The 16622-nt window shown below is 58.7% G+C and carries 18 protein-coding genes and 1 pseudogene; 14 read left to right on the top strand and 5 right to left on the bottom strand.

What is annotated here, in order from left to right; translation table 11 throughout:
• Window positions 1-84: 84 nt before the first annotated feature.
• Entirely contained in the window at window positions 85-666 is a 582-nt protein-coding gene (acpH, locus tag ACQUTI_RS12765) for an ACP phosphodiesterase (RefSeq protein WP_004204843.1), read from the bottom strand.
• Between the two features lie 88 nt (window positions 667-754).
• Between acpH and ACQUTI_RS12760 the strand changes: the two are divergent.
• The 8 genes and pseudogenes from ACQUTI_RS12760 (at window position 755) to ACQUTI_RS12725 (ending at window position 7671) form a co-directional block, all read left to right on the top strand.
• A pseudogene (locus ACQUTI_RS12760) lies at window positions 755-870 on the top strand (hypothetical protein).
• A 64-nt stretch (window positions 871-934) separates the two neighbouring features.
• Window positions 935-1999: a tRNA preQ1(34) S-adenosylmethionine ribosyltransferase-isomerase QueA gene (gene queA / locus ACQUTI_RS12755; RefSeq protein ID WP_004204841.1), complete on the top strand. Its 1065-nt coding sequence runs from the start codon at window positions 935-937 to the stop codon at window positions 1997-1999.
• A 110-nt stretch (window positions 2000-2109) separates the two neighbouring features.
• Window positions 2110-3237 carry a tRNA guanosine(34) transglycosylase Tgt gene (gene tgt, locus ACQUTI_RS12750; protein WP_002890395.1) on the top strand — a complete coding sequence of 376 codons (1128 nt, stop codon included), beginning with the start codon at window positions 2110-2112 and terminating at the stop codon, window positions 3235-3237.
• Between the two features lie 22 nt (window positions 3238-3259).
• Window positions 3260-3592, top strand: a complete 333-nt coding sequence (gene yajC / locus ACQUTI_RS12745) for a preprotein translocase subunit YajC (RefSeq protein ID WP_002890398.1) — start codon at window positions 3260-3262, stop codon at window positions 3590-3592.
• Between the two features lie 26 nt (window positions 3593-3618).
• On the top strand, window positions 3619-5466 hold the full coding sequence (gene secD, locus ACQUTI_RS12740) for a protein translocase subunit SecD (RefSeq protein WP_004204840.1): 1848 nt from the start codon (window positions 3619-3621) through the stop codon (window positions 5464-5466).
• A gap of 10 nt (window positions 5467-5476) precedes the next feature.
• On the top strand, window positions 5477-6448 hold the full coding sequence (secF, locus tag ACQUTI_RS12735; protein ID WP_428923276.1) for a protein translocase subunit SecF: 972 nt from the start codon (window positions 5477-5479) through the stop codon (window positions 6446-6448).
• Window positions 6449-6585: 137 nt separating this feature from the next.
• Complete coding sequence (locus ACQUTI_RS12730) at window positions 6586-6951, top strand: VOC family protein (protein ID WP_004204838.1); 366 nt, start codon at window positions 6586-6588, stop codon at window positions 6949-6951.
• 24 nt (window positions 6952-6975) lie between these two features.
• Entirely contained in the window at window positions 6976-7671 is a 696-nt protein-coding gene (locus ACQUTI_RS12725; RefSeq protein WP_048294246.1) for a helix-turn-helix transcriptional regulator, read from the top strand.
• Window positions 7672-7713: 42 nt separating this feature from the next.
• Here ACQUTI_RS12725 and ACQUTI_RS12720 read toward each other — a convergent pair whose 3' ends face one another.
• Window positions 7714-8598, bottom strand: coding sequence for a nucleoside-specific channel-forming protein Tsx (locus ACQUTI_RS12720; protein WP_004204836.1), 885 nt, complete (start codon window positions 8596-8598; stop codon window positions 7714-7716).
• 300 nt (window positions 8599-8898) lie between these two features.
• On the bottom strand, window positions 8899-9438 hold the full coding sequence (locus ACQUTI_RS12715; protein ID WP_004204835.1) for a DUF3251 domain-containing protein: 540 nt from the start codon (window positions 9436-9438) through the stop codon (window positions 8899-8901).
• Window positions 9439-9585: 147 nt separating this feature from the next.
• Here ACQUTI_RS12715 and nrdR point away from each other — a divergent pair, with 147 nt between their 5' ends.
• The 6 genes from nrdR to pgpA all read left to right on the top strand — a co-directional run bounded on the left by nrdR (window position 9586) and on the right by pgpA (window position 13678).
• A complete protein-coding gene (gene nrdR / locus ACQUTI_RS12710; protein WP_002890417.1) occupies window positions 9586-10035 on the top strand; it encodes a transcriptional regulator NrdR in 450 nt (149 codons plus the stop codon).
• A gap of 3 nt (window positions 10036-10038) precedes the next feature.
• Entirely contained in the window at window positions 10039-11142 is a 1104-nt protein-coding gene (ribD, locus tag ACQUTI_RS12705; RefSeq protein WP_004204834.1) for a bifunctional diaminohydroxyphosphoribosylaminopyrimidine deaminase/5-amino-6-(5-phosphoribosylamino)uracil reductase RibD, read from the top strand.
• 87 nt (window positions 11143-11229) lie between these two features.
• Entirely contained in the window at window positions 11230-11700 is a 471-nt protein-coding gene (ribH, locus tag ACQUTI_RS12700) for a 6,7-dimethyl-8-ribityllumazine synthase (RefSeq protein WP_001021161.1), read from the top strand.
• Window positions 11701-11719: 19 nt separating this feature from the next.
• Complete coding sequence (nusB, locus tag ACQUTI_RS12695) at window positions 11720-12139, top strand: transcription antitermination factor NusB (RefSeq protein ID WP_004204833.1); 420 nt, start codon at window positions 11720-11722, stop codon at window positions 12137-12139.
• 71 nt (window positions 12140-12210) lie between these two features.
• Window positions 12211-13182, top strand: a complete 972-nt coding sequence (gene thiL / locus ACQUTI_RS12690; RefSeq protein ID WP_023319837.1) for a thiamine-phosphate kinase — start codon at window positions 12211-12213, stop codon at window positions 13180-13182.
• Entirely contained in the window at window positions 13175-13678 is a 504-nt protein-coding gene (gene pgpA, locus ACQUTI_RS12685; protein ID WP_004177266.1) for a phosphatidylglycerophosphatase A, read from the top strand. The genes thiL and pgpA overlap by 8 nt, the downstream gene beginning before the upstream one ends.
• 45 nt (window positions 13679-13723) lie before the next feature.
• Here the strand turns inward: pgpA and ACQUTI_RS12680 are convergent, their stop codons facing one another.
• Window positions 13724-14698: an aldo/keto reductase gene (locus ACQUTI_RS12680; RefSeq protein ID WP_017898927.1), complete on the bottom strand. Its 975-nt coding sequence runs from the start codon at window positions 14696-14698 to the stop codon at window positions 13724-13726.
• Between the two features lie 60 nt (window positions 14699-14758).
• Window positions 14759-16621, bottom strand: a complete 1863-nt coding sequence (dxs, locus tag ACQUTI_RS12675; RefSeq protein ID WP_004204827.1) for a 1-deoxy-D-xylulose-5-phosphate synthase — start codon at window positions 16619-16621, stop codon at window positions 14759-14761.
• Window position 16622: the final 1 nt, after the last annotated feature.

Genomic DNA, 16622 nt, shown 5'->3' with positions numbered 1-16622 from the left:
GGCAAGTATAGAGCCTGTCCGCCAATAACACAAAGAGGCGCTGACAATCGTTCAGCCAGCTTTTACCTATCAATGTCGCAGCGATTACAGCTGTTTGTTTTTCGCCTGACGCATCATCTGCGGATAAAAGCGCCAGAACTGCCCCTCCAGCCGGTCGTAGTGAGTATCCAGATCCTGCCAGGAGTCGCGCAGCGCCTCGAGACGCGGGCGGCGGCTGGCCATGCCATTGAGCACGCGCTGAATAAAATCCATCTCCTGGTAGCGCTCCAGCCAGCGCTCCGACCAGAGGTATTGATTGAGATTGACGAAGCGGGGCGGCGAGTCGGGCAGGATCGGCACGATCTGCCGCTCGGCGTAGCGCACGAACTCGTCCAGCGGCAGGTCAGGGGAGAGTTGCGCCCAGTGCTGCGACAGGAAATGATCCCACATGACGTCGAGGGTGATGGGGGCGACGCGGCGGGTCTGCGGGCGAAACCACTCCCGCGCCTCTTTGACTTCCGCCAGGTTGTCAGTCAGCACGTCAATTCGCCGATGCATATAGATGCCATCGACGATCGCCGCCGGATAGTCGCCCTGCGGGTTGCCGCGCACAAAGTCGGCCATCAGATTGCCGGGCAGCGAACTGTCGGCGAGATGGGCCAGGTGCAGGTGGGCGAGAAAATTCATAGCGACGACATCCTTTAAATACTTTATGGCGAGCAGAGTGAGCGGTGTAGCGCTGCGCGTCGCCCTGAACGGCAGCCCCGGTGCCCGAATGGCGTGCTGTCTGGCCGCGCGCGGCCCTCTGCCACCGGTGATGCATTCGGCTGCCGCATGGCGGCATTCGGAATGATTTGGAATATAGATTATGTCATTCGTCCGGAGGGGTAAAGGTTGCAGGCAGAACGCCCCGGCACTAGACTACCCGCCTCTTTATTCAGTCTGAGTTACCGTCATGCGCGTTACCGATTTTGCTTTTGAACTACCCGAATCTCTGATCGCCCACTATCCGATGCCTGAGCGCAGCAGCTGCCGCTTACTTTCCCTGGACGGGCCGACGGGCGCGCTGACGCATGGCACCTTCACCGACATCCTCGATAAGCTCAATCCCGGCGATCTGCTGGTGTTTAACAACACCCGGGTGATCCCGGCGCGTCTGTTCGGTCGTAAGGCCAGCGGCGGCAAGATCGAAGTGCTGGTGGAGCGGATGCTGGATGATAAGCGCATCCTCGCCCATATTCGCGCCTCGAAAGCGCCGAAGCCGGGCGCCGAGCTGCTGCTGGGCGACGACGAGAGCATTCAGGCCACCATGCTGGCGCGTCACGGCGCGCTGTTTGAAGTGGAATTTAACGACGAGCGCCCGGTGCTGGAGATCCTTAACGGGATTGGCCATATGCCGCTGCCGCCCTACATTGACCGCCCGGATGAAGACGCTGACCGCGAGCTCTATCAAACCGTCTACGGCACCAGGCCGGGCGCGGTAGCCGCCCCGACCGCTGGTCTGCACTTCGACGAACCGCTGCTGGATAAACTGCGCGCCAAAGGCGTTGAGATGGCGTTTGTCACCCTGCACGTGGGCGCGGGTACCTTCCAGCCGGTGCGCGTCGACAGCATTGAAGAGCACACCATGCACTCTGAATATGCGGAAGTGCCGCAGGAGGTAGTCGATGCGGTGCTGGCGGCGAAGGCGCGCGGCAATCGCGTGATCGCAGTGGGCACCACCTCGGTACGCTCGCTGGAGAGCGCGGCGCAGGCGGCGAAAGACGCCCTGATTGCGCCGTTCTTCGACGATACGCAGATTTTCATCTACCCGGGTTATCAGTACCAGGTGATCGATGCGCTGGTAACCAACTTCCATCTCCCTGAATCCACATTGATTATGCTGGTGTCGGCGTTTGCGGGTTATCAGCACACCATGAACGCCTATAAGGTAGCGGTGGAGCAGAAATATCGCTTTTTTAGCTACGGGGATGCGATGTTTATCACGTACAATCCGCAGGCTATTTCTGAGCGTCCCTGAAGAGGCCGGCCCGCCGGCTTTTTGGACGCCATGACGCATTTTTTTAGCCACGGAATCATTCCGTGGCGAGTATGAAAACGTCGGACTGTTTTTCTGACGCAGGAGCAAGCATGAAATTTGAACTGGATACCACCGACGGTCGCGCCCGCCGCGGTCGCCTGGTGTTTGAGCGCGGCGTGGTGGAAACACCGGCCTTTATGCCCGTTGGCACCTACGGCACCGTCAAAGGGATGACGCCGGAAGAGGTGGAAGCCACCGGCGCGCAGATTATTCTCGGCAACACCTTCCACCTGTGGCTGCGCCCGGGTCAGGAGATCATGAAGCTGCACGGCGATCTGCACGATTTTATGCAGTGGAAAGGACCGATCCTGACCGACTCCGGCGGCTTCCAGGTGTTCAGCCTTGGCGATATCCGTAAGATCACCGAGCAGGGCGTGCATTTCCGCAACCCGATCAACGGCGATCCGATTTTCCTCGATCCGGAAAAATCCATGGAGATTCAGTACGATCTCGGCTCTGATATCGTGATGATCTTCGACGAATGTACGCCGTATCCGGCGGACTGGGATTACGCCAAGCGCTCAATGGAGATGTCTCTGCGCTGGGCGAAGCGTAGCCGTGACCGTTTCGATAGCCTTGGCAATAAAAATGCGCTGTTCGGCATCATTCAGGGCAGCGTTTACGAAGATTTACGTGATATCTCGGTGAAAGGTCTGGTAGAGATTGGCTTTGATGGCTACGCTGTCGGCGGTTTGGCGGTCGGCGAGCCGAAGGAAGACATGCACCGTATTCTGGAGCACGTCTGCCCGCAGATCCCGGCCGATAAACCACGATACCTGATGGGCGTCGGGAAGCCGGAAGATCTGGTGGAAGGGGTACGTCGCGGTATCGATATGTTCGACTGCGTCATGCCGACGCGCAACGCGCGTAACGGCCACCTGTTCGTCACCGACGGCGTGGTGAAAATCCGCAACGCGAAGCACAAAAGCGATACCGCGCCGCTGGACGCCGAGTGTGATTGCTATACATGTCGCAATTATTCACGCGCTTACTTGCATCACCTTGACCGTTGCAACGAAATATTGGGCGCGCGTCTCAATACCATTCATAACCTGCGCTACTATCAGCGTTTAATGGCTGGTTTACGCAAGGCTATCGAAGAGGGTAAATTAGAGAGCTTCGTGACCGATTTTTACCAACGTCAGGGGCGCACCGTGCCTCCTTTGAACGTTGATTAATTTTAATAATGAGGGAATTTCAATGAGCTTTTTTATTTCTGATGCGGTAGCGGCAACGGGTGCACCGGCGCAGGGCAGCCCGATGTCTCTGATTCTGATGCTGGTGGTGTTCGGTCTGATTTTTTACTTCATGATCCTGCGTCCACAGCAGAAGCGCACCAAGGAACATAAGAACCTGATGAACTCCATCGCCAAAGGTGATGAAGTGCTGACCAACGGCGGTCTGGTCGGTCGTGTGACCAAAGTAGCGGAAACTGGCTACATTGCTATCGCGCTGAACGATACCACTGAAGTGGTTATCAAACGTGACTTCGTTGCTGCCGTTCTGCCGAAAGGCACCATGAAGGCGCTGTAATCTAACTTTTCCCAAAGGGAACTGCCGTGTTAAACCGTTATCCTTTGTGGAAGTATGTCATGCTGGTCGTCGTCATTGTCGTCGGCCTGATCTATGCGCTTCCCAACCTGTATGGTGAGGATCCGGCTGTTCAAATCACTGGCGCGCGCGGCGTCGCCGCCAGTGAGCAAACGCTGATCCAGGTCCAGAAAACTTTACAAGAAGAAAAAATTACCGCGAAGTCTGTGGCACTGGAAGAGGGCGCTATTCTTGCGCGCTTCGACACCACTGATACCCAGCTGCGCGCGCGTGAAGCGCTGCTTACCGTGCTGGGTGACAAATACGTCGTGGCGCTAAACCTTGCTCCGGCAACCCCACGCTGGCTGGCGGCACTCTATGCCGAACCGATGAAGCTGGGTCTTGATCTGCGCGGCGGCGTGCACTTCCTGATGGAAGTCGACATGGACACCGCGTTAGGCAAACTGCAGGAACAGAACATCGATAGCCTGCGCAGCGAGCTGCGCGACAAAGGCATTCCTTACGCGACCGTGCGAAAGGAAGACAACTACGGTCTGAGCATCGTCTTCCGCGACAGCGCGGCGCGCGACCAGGCTATCTCTTATCTCAGCCCTCGCCATCGCGATCTGGTGATCTCCTCTCAGGGTGACAACAGCCTGAAAGCGGTGATGACCGATGAGCGCCTGAAAGAAGCCCGTGAGTACGCGGTTCAGCAGAACATTAACATTCTGCGTAACCGTGTGAACCAGCTAGGCGTCGCCGAACCGCTGGTTCAGCGTCAGGGCGCTGACCGCATCGTCGTTGAGCTGCCGGGTATCCAGGATACCGCGCGGGCGAAGGAGATCCTTGGCGCGACCGCGACCCTCGAGTTCCGTCTGGTCAATACCAACGTTGACCAGTCCGCCGCCGCCTCTGGCCGCGTACCGGGCGACTCGGAAGTGAAGCAGACGCGTGAAGGCCAGCCGGTGGTGCTGTACAAGCGGGTGATCCTGACCGGTGACCATATCACCGACTCGACCTCCAGCATGGATGAGTACAACCAGCCGCAGGTCAACATCTCGCTGGACAGCGCGGGCGGTAACATCATGTCCAACTTCACCAAGGACAATATCGGCAAGCCGATGGCGACCCTGTTCGTGGAGTATAAAGACAGCGGTAAGAAAGACGCCAACGGTCGGGCTATCCTGGCGAAAGAGGAAGAGGTGATTAACATCGCCAACATCCAGTCGCGTCTGGGTAACAGCTTCCGTATTACCGGTATCAGCAACCCGAACGAAGCGCGCCAGCTGTCGCTGCTGCTGCGTGCCGGCGCGTTGATTGCGCCGATTCAGATCGTCGAAGAGCGGACTATCGGCCCAACCCTTGGTATGCAGAACATCAAGCAGGGTCTGGAAGCCTGTCTGGCCGGCCTGGTGGTCTCCATCCTGTTCATGATCCTCTTCTATAAGAAGTTCGGTCTGATTGCGACCTCGGCGCTGATTGCCAACCTGGTGCTGATTGTCGGCATTATGTCCCTCATCCCGGGGGCGACGCTGACCATGCCGGGCATCGCGGGTATCGTGTTAACCCTTGCGGTGGCGGTCGATGCTAACGTTCTGATCAACGAGCGTATCAAAGAAGAGCTGAGCAACGGGCGTACCGTTCAGCAGGCGATTGACGAAGGTTATCGCGGCGCGTTCAGCTCGATCTTCGACGCCAACGTGACGACGCTTATCAAAGTGATCATCCTGTACGCGGTCGGTACCGGTGCCATTAAAGGGTTTGCGATTACTACCGGTATCGGTATCGCGACCTCAATGTTTACCGCTATCGTCGGCACCCGTGCCATCGTGAACCTGCTGTACGGCGGCAAGCGCGTTAAAAAGCTGTCTATCTGAGGAGTGCGTTGTGGCACAGGAATATACTGTTGAACAATTGAACCACGGCCGTAAAGTCTGGGACTTTATGCGCTGGGACTACTGGGCCTTCGGCATTTCAGGTTTTCTGCTGATTGTGTCGATCGCCATCATCGGCGTCCGCGGCTTTAACTGGGGTCTCGATTTCACCGGCGGTACGGTGATCGAAATTACCCTTGACAAGCCGGTCGATCTCGACCAGATGCGCGATTCCCTGCAAAAAGCGGGCTTTGAAGAGCCGCAGGTGCAGAACTTTGGCAGCAGCCGCGACATCATGGTACGTATGCCGCCGGTGCATGACGCCAACGGCAGCCAGGAGCTGGGCAGTAAGGTCGTGACGGTGATTAACGAATCGACCAGCCAGAACGCGGCGGTGAAGCGCATTGAGTTTGTCGGCCCGAGCGTCGGTGCGGACCTTGCGCAAACCGGCGCCCTGGCGCTGATTGCCGCGCTGGTCTGTATCCTGATCTACGTCGGCTTCCGCTTCGAATGGCGTCTGGCGGCGGGGGTGGTTATCGCCCTGGCGCACGACGTGGTGATCACCATGGGCGTGCTGTCGCTGTTCCATATCGAAATCGACCTGACCATTGTGGCCTCGTTGATGTCGGTTATCGGCTACTCGCTGAACGACAGTATCGTGGTATCGGACCGTATCCGTGAAAACTTCCGTAAGATCCGCCGCGGTACGCCGTACGAGATCTTCAACGTGTCGTTGACCCAGACGCTGCACCGTACCTTGATCACCTCCGGGACCACCCTGATGGTGATCCTGATGCTGTTCCTGTTCGGCGGCCCGATTCTGGAAGGCTTCTCGCTGACCATGCTGATCGGTGTTTCCATCGGTACGGCTTCTTCTATCTACGTCGCCTCCGCGCTGGCGTTGAAGCTGGGCATGAAGCGCGAGCATCTGCTGCAGCAGAAGGTGGAAAAAGAAGGGGCGGACCAGCCGTCAATTCTGCCGTAATACGGTTCAGTTGAAATAAAGCAATCCCGGCCCAGGCGGCCGGGATTTTTTTTGCCCGCGACAAAACCTGCTGACAGTATGCTGTCAGGAGCCCTCCCATACACTCCTTTTGAACTCAATAACGAGCAGGAGGAAGTATGAATAACGTGATTAACTGGTTTGAAATTCCGGTCGCCGATATGGATCGCGCCGTCGCGTTTTATGAGCCGGTGATGCAGGTGACGCTGCGTCGCGAAACCATGGACTGCGCCGAGCTGGCGGTGTTCCCGCATCAGGATCCGGCCCCCGGCGGCGCGCTGGCCAAATTTGAGGGTATCGCGCCTTCAGCGCAGGGCGCTATTATTTACCTGCATACAGACCATCTTGCCGCCACACTCGACCGCGTCGCCTCGGCGGGTGGGGCGTGTGTTTTCGGGCCGCTGACGCTGCCGAATAATATTGGCACCATCGCGCTGTTTACTGACAGCGAGGGCAACCGCGTCGGCCTGCATCAACCGGCTTAACCTGAACTTTTTGTGAATTGAAACATGACCCGACGCGCCGACCGTTTATTTCAGATTGTGCAGATCCTGCGCGGCAGGCGGCTCACCACCGCCTCGCTGCTGGCGGAGCGGCTGGGCGTGTCGGAGCGCACCGTGTATCGCGATATTCGCGATCTCTCCCTCTCCGGCGTGCCGGTGGAGGGGGAGGCGGGTAGCGGCTACCGGCTGCTGGCGGGCTACGATCTGCCGCCGCTAATGCTGACCACCAAAGAATCCGAAGCGCTGATCGCCGCGATCCGGCTGCTGAAAACCTGGGGCGGCGAGGCGCTGTCGCAATCGCTGGAATCCGCACAGGAGAAGATGCTGGCGATCCTGCCGGAGGCGCGCCGACGCCAGGCGGAGCAGACCCGCCTGTTTGCCCCCGATCTCGGCGCCCATCGCTATGCCAAAACCTTCTTTGACATCATTCATCAGGCGGTCTCCGGCCAGCAGGTGCTGGCGTTGCGCTATCAGGATGAGTCCGGTCGGGTGACCGAGCGCGACGTGCTGCCGCTGGGGCTGTTTTTCTGGGGGGAGCGCTGGCTGCTGGTAGCCTGGTGTGAGCTGCGCAATGATTATCGCAACTTTCGCCTCGACCGCTGTCTGGCGGTCAGGGCGACCGAGCGTCGATTCAGCGAGTGCGCCGACCGCTCGTTAAGCGATTTTCTGCGCAAGGTCCGCTGCGACGTGTGGGAGAAATAAAAACGCCCGGATGGCCCGGGCGCTGTCTTGCCGTTTCAGCAATTAGAAGTTGTAACCAACCACGAAGTAACCACCCCAGCCGGTTGAGCGGACGCTGAAATCGCCATCGCCGAAGTTCAGCTTGGCATCGTCAGCCCACTGGCCGCCGTTATGGAAGTAACGGGCCACTACCGAGTAGTGCCAGTGCGCGTAGTTCAGCGCCAGGATGTGGCTGGAGGCGATGGAGTTGCTGGTGCGCGCGTGCTTCCCGTTCAGATCGTAGAAGTTGTCATCGCCGAGGTCAGAACCCCAGTCGAAGTTGGTGAAGCCGATGTAGCTCAGCGAACCGCCCCACAGGTCGGTCAGCGGCACAAAGTATTTCACTTTGAAGCGGTAGCCGTCCCACTCGTTCTCATTGGACGCGCCGTAGTTCTGCCACTGGTATTTGGCGTAGACGTTCAACGACAGGCTCATCGGCAGGCCGGTGTCGATATCGGTACCCAGACCCATATACCAGGTGCTCTGCTCCTGGGAATCATTGCGGCCCATATCGTAGATATAGTTGTTCGCGAAATACCACTCTTTGAACGGCCCGAAGCTCAGATCGGTGTTGGTCAGCTTGTCGATAGAGAAGCGCGGTTCGATCTCCATAAACAGCGGAGAACCGTTGTTCCAGATACCTTTTGCCGTGCTATTGCCGCCGAAGAACACCGGAGCATCGATATAGCCGTAAAAATCAAACCAGTCTTTTTTGGCGAACGCTTCGTATTCCAGGTAGGTATCGTTACGGATCTGCGGTCCGAAACGGGTGTGGTAGCTCCCTACCACGTTAACACTCTGGTGCCACCAGTCAGACAGATACTGCGGTTTGTCGTTTTCTGCCGCGCCCGCGGTAAAAGAAGTGGAGAGCGCCACAACCGCACCCGCTGCCAGTAATGTTTTTTTCATAGTAATGCCACTGTTTAAATTGAGCCTGAAGGCGTTAAAAGAAGTGCCGAAGCGTTTCTAAATATTTCGTCTTTCTGTGGAGGTCTATTATAGGAATCATTGCTCACAAAAATACGTGTTGTTTCACATAACCAGAACATGCGTAATCGATTGCGTTCACGATTCTATGCATTTCTTGACAAAATGCTACTGAAAATCGCGATGCAGAACGATTTCTAATGAACTCTTGTGAAAAGTTGTAAGTGGAGAAGAATGACGGGGCAGGATGTCGCCGGGCAGGGGAAAGCCCGGCGCAAAGGCTTACTGTGCGGCGGCGGGCTGGATATCGTGGACGCGAATAAAACCGACTTTGTCCGGCGTTACGTTCAGGCGCAGCGGGATGTTGACATCGCTGGGGGCGAGGATGCTGGCCGGGGCGCTGATCAACTGATCCTGAACATTCACTTCCTGGTAGCTGTGGGTAGTGCCGGTGATCTGTCCGGAGGCGACGGTGGCGGTAAAGGCCGGCAGCGGATCGTTGGATTCGCCCTGAATACGTAACGTCAGGCGTGACCCGTCGCCATCCGGCGTAATGCTCGCCACCGACATGCGCAGGGTGCCGATCTGGCTCTCCAGCCGCGCCGGGGTTTTCGCCTCCGGCAGCAAATAGACGCCGCGGGTAGATTTCGCGTTCAGCGCGTTTTGCTGGGTAATTTTGATCGTTTGCTGATTGAGCTGGGTCATCTCCTGGCTCAGGGTGCTCACGCTCTGGTGCATCTGGCGGATTTCGCTTTGCTGGGCGCAGGCGGTCAGGGTAAACAGGCTGCCCGCGATGGCGAGTTTCAGGTAACGTCTTGTCATGGTCAGGATTCCGTTTGCAGAGGATGCTTAATGGTAGCCAAACCGCCTGTCTCTCCCATAGATCCTTTGTCTCAAAAGCTCTTTCTTTGTAGTCAGGTCACTTCGCGGTAAACTACCCTTCAGTTTAACTACCTGTCAGGACGCGCTATGCATTGCCCTTTCTGTTTCGCCGTGGATACCAAAGTGATTGACTCTCGTCTGGTGGGGGAAGGCTCTTCCGTGCGTCGCCGTCGGCAGTGTCTGGTCTGTAATGAGCGCTTTACCACCTTCGAAGTGGCGGAGCTGGTGATGCCCCGGGTGGTGAAGAGTAACGATGTGCGTGAACCCTTCAACGAAGACAAGCTGCGCAGTGGGATGCTGAAAGCGCTGGAGAAACGTCCGGTCAGCGCCGATGACGTCGAAATGGCGGTCAACCATATCAAAACCCATCTGCGCGGCACCGGCGAGCGCGAAGTGGCCAGCAAAATGATCGGCAATCTGGTGATGGAACAGCTGAAAAAACTGGATAAAGTCGCCTATATTCGCTTCGCGTCGGTCTATCGCAGCTTCGAAGATATCAAAGAATTCGGCGAAGAGATCGCCCGCTTACAGGACTAAGCCATGCAGGACGAAATGTACATGGCGCGTGCGCTTAAGCTCGCCGCCCGCGGTCGCTTTACCACCCATCCTAACCCTAACGTTGGCTGTGTCATTGTAAAAGACGGCGAGATCGTCGGCGAAGGGTTCCACTATCGCGCCGGCGAGCCGCACGCCGAAGTGCACGCCCTGCGGATGGCGGGGGAACAGGCGCGAGGCGCCACCGCCTATGTCACCCTTGAGCCCTGCAGCCACCACGGCCGTACGCCGCCGTGCTGCGATGCGCTGATTGCCGCCGGCATCAGCCGCGTGGTCGCCGCGATGCAGGATCCGAACCCGCAGGTGGCGGGGCGCGGCTTGTACCGTCTGCAGCAGGCCGGTATTGAAGTCAGCCACGGGCTGATGATGAACGAGGCGGAAGCGCTGAACAAGGGCTTCCTGAAGCGGATGCGCACCGGTTTTCCCTGGGTGCAGCTCAAGCTGGGTGCTTCGCTGGACGGCCGCACGGCGATGGCCAGCGGCGAAAGCCAGTGGATCACCTCCCCGCAGGCGCGACGCGACGTGCAGCGTCTGCGCGCACAGAGCCATGCCATTCTGACCAGCAGCGCCACCGTACTGGCGGACGATCCGGCGCTGACCGTGCGCTGGCAGGAGCTGAGCGCCGATACCCAGGCGCTGTATCCCCAAGAGAATTTGCGCCAGCCGCTGCGCGTCGTGATCGACAGTCAGAACCGCGTCACGCCTGAGCATCGTATTGTGCAGCAGGCGGGGGAAACGCTGTTTGCCCGCCTGGGCGCCGATGAGCGCCAGTGGCCGGACAGCGTGCGCACGCTGCTGGTTCCGGAACATAACGGCCATCTCGATCTGGTGCTGCTGATGATGCTGCTTGGCAAACAGCAGATCAACAGCGTCTGGGTGGAGGCGGGGGCCACGCTTGCCGGGGCGCTGCTGCAGGCGGGGCTGGTCGACGAGCTTATCGTCTATATTGCGCCTAAACTGTTAGGCAATGCGGCGCGTGGATTATGCGCGCTGCCGGGGCTTGAAGAACTGAGCCAGGCGCCCCATTTTAAATTCAATGAGATACGTCAGGTTGGCCCGGATGTCTGCCTGCATTTAACCACTGCGTGAGGCTTTCCTGATTATTAGGAAGCAGCGCTCAGAATAATATGATAAAATCCGCCCCCCTTGCGGGGCACATGAACCCGAAGGAAGAGTATGAACATTATTGAAGCTAACGTTGCTACCCCGGACGCTCGCGTCGCCATCACCATTGCGCGTTTCAACAACTTTATCAATGACAGCCTGCTGGAAGGTGCGATTGACGCCCTGAAACGCATTGGTCAGGTAAAAGATGAAAACATCACCGTTGTTTGGGTTCCAGGCGCGTATGAGCTGCCGCTGGCGGCTGGCGCACTGGCGAAAACCGGTAAATATGACGCGGTGATCGCGCTGGGTACGGTGATTCGCGGCGGTACCGCCCACTTTGAATATGTGGCAGGCGGTGCCAGCAATGGCCTGGCGCACGTCGCTCAGGACAGCGAAATCCCGGTAGCCTTTGGTGTTCTGACCACTGAAAGTATTGAACAAGCCATTGAGCGCGCTGGCACCAAAGCCGGTAACAAAGGCGCAGAAGCTGCGCTGACCGCGCTGGAAATGATTAACGTATTGAAAGCCATCAAGGCCTGATTTTTGTAAGGGGAATTCCGTGAAACCTGCTGCTCGTCGCCGCGCCCGTGAGTGTGCCGTTCAGGCGCTCTACTCCTGGCAGTTGTCCCAGAACGACATCGCTGATGTCGAATACCAGTTCCTGGCGGAACAGGACGTAAAAGATGTTGATGTTCTGTATTTCCGCGAACTGCTGTCCGGAGTGGCGACTAACAGCGCGTACCTCGACGGCCTGATGAAGCCCTACCTGTCCCGTCAGCTGGAAGAGCTGGGTCAGGTGGAAAAAGCGGTGCTGCGTATCGCGCTGTTTGAGCTGTCCAAACGCGATGACGTACCGTATAAAGTGGCCATCAATGAAGCTATCGAACTGGCGAAAACCTTCGGCGCTGAAGATAGCCACAAGTTCGTCAACGGTGTGCTGGACAAAGCGGCTCCGGTAATTCGTCCCCACAAGAAGTAAACTGCAGGCCGGGTTTTGCGAGGGTCGTCTCGCAACCCGGCCTTATTTATTATTTTGCTGAGGCATAACGTATGGCATGTGGCGAATTCTCCCTGATTGCCCGTTATTTTGATCGCGTTAAAAGCGCTCGTCTTGATGTCGAGACCGGTATCGGCGACGACTGCGCTCTCCTGAATATTCCCGAGAAAAAAACGCTGGCAATCAGCACCGACACTCTGGTGGCGGGCAATCACTTCTTACCCGATATCGACCCGGCCGACCTCGCCTATAAAGCCCTGGCGGTGAACCTGAGCGACCTCGCAGCGATGGGCGCGGAGCCGGCGTGGCTCACCCTGGCGCTGACCTTGCCGGAGGTGGATGAAGCCTGGCTGGAAGCCTTCAGCGACAGCCTGTTTGTCCAGCTTGACTACTACGATATGCAGCTGATTGGCGGCGACACCACCCGTGGCCCGCTCGCCATGACTCTGGGTATCCACGGCTTTGTGCCGCCTGGGCGCGCCATGAAACGTTCAGGTGCGAAGCCGGGAGACTGGATCTATGTCACCGGTACCCCGGGGGACAGCGCCGCCGGCCTGGCGCTGTTGCAGAACCGGCTGACGGTGGATACGCCGACTGACGCCGACTATTTGCTGGCCCGTCACCTGCGTCCGATGCCCCGCGTGCTGCAGGGCCAGGCGCTGCGCGACCTGGCGACGTCGGCGATCGATCTCTCCGACGGCCTGATCTCCGATCTGGGTCATATTCTCAAAGCCAGCGGCTGCGGCGCGCGCATCGATCTTGATGCCATGCCGTACTCTGACGCGATGCTAAGCCAGGTTGATTCTGAGCAGGCGCTGCGCTGGGCGCTCGCCGGTGGCGAAGATTACGAGCTGTGCTTTACCGTACCGGAACTGAACCGTGGGGCGCTGGACGTGGCCCTTGGCCATCTTGGCGCGCGTTTTACCTGTATCGGACAGATTGCGCCGGAGAGCGAAGGTCTGCAGTTTATCCGCGACGGTAAGCCGGTCACGCTTGATTTAAAGGGATACGATCACTTTGCGTAGTCGAGACGAGGCGCTTAGCCGCCTGAGTATGCGTAATCCATGGCATCTGCTGGCGACCGGCTTTGGCAGCGGCTTAAGCCCGGTGGTGCCGGGCACGATGGGCTCGCTGGCGGCGATTCCGTTCTGGTATCTGATGACTTTTCTCCCCTGGCAGCTCTACTCGCTGGTGGTGATGATGAGCATCTGTATCGGGGTCTATCTGTGCCATCGCACGGCCAAAGATATGGGCACCCATGACCACGGCAGCATCGTCTGGGACGAGTTCGTCGGGATGTGGATCACCCTGATGGCGCTGCCGACCCTGGACTGGCAGTGGGTGGCCGCCGGCTTCGTCATTTTCCGTATCTTCGATATGTGGAAACCGTGGCCGATTCGCTGGTTTGACCGCAATATTCACGGCGGAATGGGGATCATGGTGGACGATATCGTCGCCGGCGTGATCTCCGCCGGCGTGCTGTATGTTATTGGCCATCACTGGCCCATCGGTCTGCTTTGACCGCTTCTCCCCGGCAGCGCCATGCTTTCGGGGAAATCACGCCCGTCACTTAAATCCCACCACCGGGTGCGGCTGATAGGGCGCCTCCAGTTTGTCGATCTGTTCCGGGGAGAGCGTCAAATCCACCGCCTGCAACAGATCATCGAGCTGTTCCTGACGCGACGGACCGATAATTGGCGCGGCGACGCCGGGCTTGCTTAACAGCCAGGCGAGGGCGACCTGCGCGCGACTGGCGTCGAGCTCTTCCGCCACGTCCGCGAGATTCCCGGCGATCTGCGCGTCGTTCTCTTCGCTGGTGCTGTAAAGCGATTTGCCGAACTCATCCGAGACCAGCCGGGCGGTGGTCTCACCCCATGGGCGGGTCAGCCTGCCGCGCGCTAGCGGGCTCCACGGGATCACCGCTACGCCGTTACGTTGGCACAGGGGCAGCATCTCATTCTCTTCTTCCCGGTAAATCAGGTTGTAGTGATCCTGCATGGTGACGAAGCGCGCCCAGCCGTTCTGCTGCTGAAGCGCCAGCGCCTGGGCAAACTGCCGGGCATGCATGGACGAGGCGCCGATATAGCGCGCTTTGCCGGCTTTCACCACCTCGTCCAGCGCTTCGAGCGTCTCTTCAATCGGGGTGCTGTAGTCCCAGCGGTGGATCTGCAACAGGTCGACATAGTCCATACCGAGACGGCGCAGGCTGTCGTCGATAGAGCGCAGGATCTGCGCCCGGGAAAGCCCTTCCGCCAGATCGCCGACCTGGTGATAGACCTTGGTGGCGACAACCACCTCGTCGCGGCGGGCAAAGTCGCGCAGAGCGCGGCCGACGATCTCTTCGCTACTGCCGTCGGAGTAGCTGTTTGCGGTATCGAAGAAGTTGATGCCGCCTTCAATGGCGTGCTGGATGAGCGGGCGACTGCTCTCTTCCGGAAGCGTCCAGGCGTGTCTGCCGCGGTCCGGCTCGCCGAAGGTCATGCAGCCGAGGCAGAGTCGGGAAACACGTAAGGCAGTATCGCCGAGGGGGATATAGTGCATGGTGCGCTCCTGCTATTCATCAAGGGTATCCCTTAAGCATAGCAGGAGCGGGAGGGGCGATTATGCCAGCCAGTCGAGGATTTTGGCTTCAATACCGGCGGCATCGAGGCCGAGGTCGGCGCGGATCTCTTCCTGAGTGCCCTGCGGAATAAAGACGTCCGGCAGGCCAATATTGAGCACCGGTACCGCCCGGCGATGGGCCATCAGCACTTCATTCACGCCGCTGCCGGCGCCGCCCATAATGGCGTTCTCTTCCAGCGTCACCAGAACGTCGTGCTCGCCTGCCAGCTGCAGGATCAGCGCGGTATCCAGCGGCTTCACAAAGCGCATGTCCACCAGGGTGGCGTTGAGTTTGTCCGCCACCGCTGCGGCCTCCGGCAGCAGGGTGCCGAAGTTGAGGATCGCTACCTTCTCGCCCTGGCGTTTCACTACCCCTTTGCCGATCGGCAGCGATGCCAGCGGCTCCAGCGTCGCGCCGGTGCCGCTGCCGCGCGGATAGCGCACCGCGCAGGGTCCGTCGCTGTAGTGGTAGCCGGTGTACAGCATCTGGCGGCATTCATTTTCATCGCTCGGCGTCATCACCACCATATCCGGAATACAGCGCAGGAAGGAGAGATCGAACGCCCCCTGATGCGTCTGGCCGTCTGCGCCGACAATCCCGGCGCGGTCGATGGCAAACAGCACCGGCAGCTTCTGAATAGCCACATCGTGGATCACCTGATCGTAGGCTCGCTGCAGGAAGGTGGAGTAGATGGCCACCACTGGTTTGTAGTCGCCAATCGCCAGTCCGGCGGCGAAGGTGACTGCATGCTGCTCGGCGATGGCGACATCAAAGTACTGATCGGGGAATTTCTTCGAAAATTCCACCATCCCTGAACCTTCGCGCATCGCCGGAGTGATGGCCATCAGCTTGCTGTCTTTGGCCGCCGTTTCGCACAGCCAGTCGCCGAAGATTTTCGAATAGGAAGGGAGACCGCCGCTGCTTTTGGGCAGTACGCCGCTGGTATGGTCGAACTTTGGCACCGCGTGGAAAGTGATCGGGTCTTTCTCGGCGGGCTCATAGCCGCGGCCTTTTTTGGTCATAATATGCAGGAACTGCGGGCCCTTCAGGTCGCGCATGTTCTTCAGGGTGCTGACCAGACCGAGCACATCGTGGCCATCCACCGGGCCGATGTAGTTAAAGCCCAGCTCTTCAAACAGCGTCCCAGGCACCACCATGCCTTTGATATGCTCTTCGGTCCGCTTAAGCAGTTCTTTAATCGGCGGTACGCCGGAAAAGACCTTTTTGCCGCCTTCGCGCAGGGTGGAGTAGAGCTTACCGGAGAGCAGCTGCGCCAGATGATTATTCAGCGCCCCGACGTTCTCGGAGATCGACATTTCATTGTCATTCAGCACCACCAGCAGGTCGGGTTTGATATCCCCGGCGTGGTTCATCGCCTCAAACGCCATGCCGGCGGTGATCGCCCCGTCGCCAATCACGCACACCGCGCGCCGCTGTTTATCCTCTTTCGCGGCGGCGATAGCCACCCCGATGCCAGCGGAAATGGAGGTGGAGGAGTGACCGACGCTCAGCACGTCGTACTCGCTTTCACCGCGCCACGGGAAGGGGTGCAGGCCGCCTTTCTGGCGAATGGTGCCGATTTTGTCGCGGCGGCCGGTCAGAATTTTATGCGGGTAGGCCTGGTGACCGACGTCCCAGATCAGGCGATCGAAGGGCGTGTTATAGACGTAATGCAGCGCCACGGTCAGTTCCACCGTGCCGAGGCCAGAGGCAAAGTGACCGCTGGAGCGGCTGACGCTGTCCAACAGGTAGCGCCGCAGCTCATCACACAGCTTCGGCAGGCTCTCTTTTGGCAACAGGCGCAACTCCTGGGTGGAATCTACCAGCGCCAGGGTCGGGTATTTGGCAATATCAAAACTCATC

The sequence above is a fragment of the Klebsiella sp. 7-CIP_Kleb. genome (assembly GCF_050378655.1).
In the GTDB taxonomy this organism is placed as follows: Bacteria; Pseudomonadota; Gammaproteobacteria; order Enterobacterales; family Enterobacteriaceae; genus Klebsiella; species Klebsiella quasipneumoniae.
This window is presented reverse-complemented; position numbering and strand designations above follow the sequence as displayed.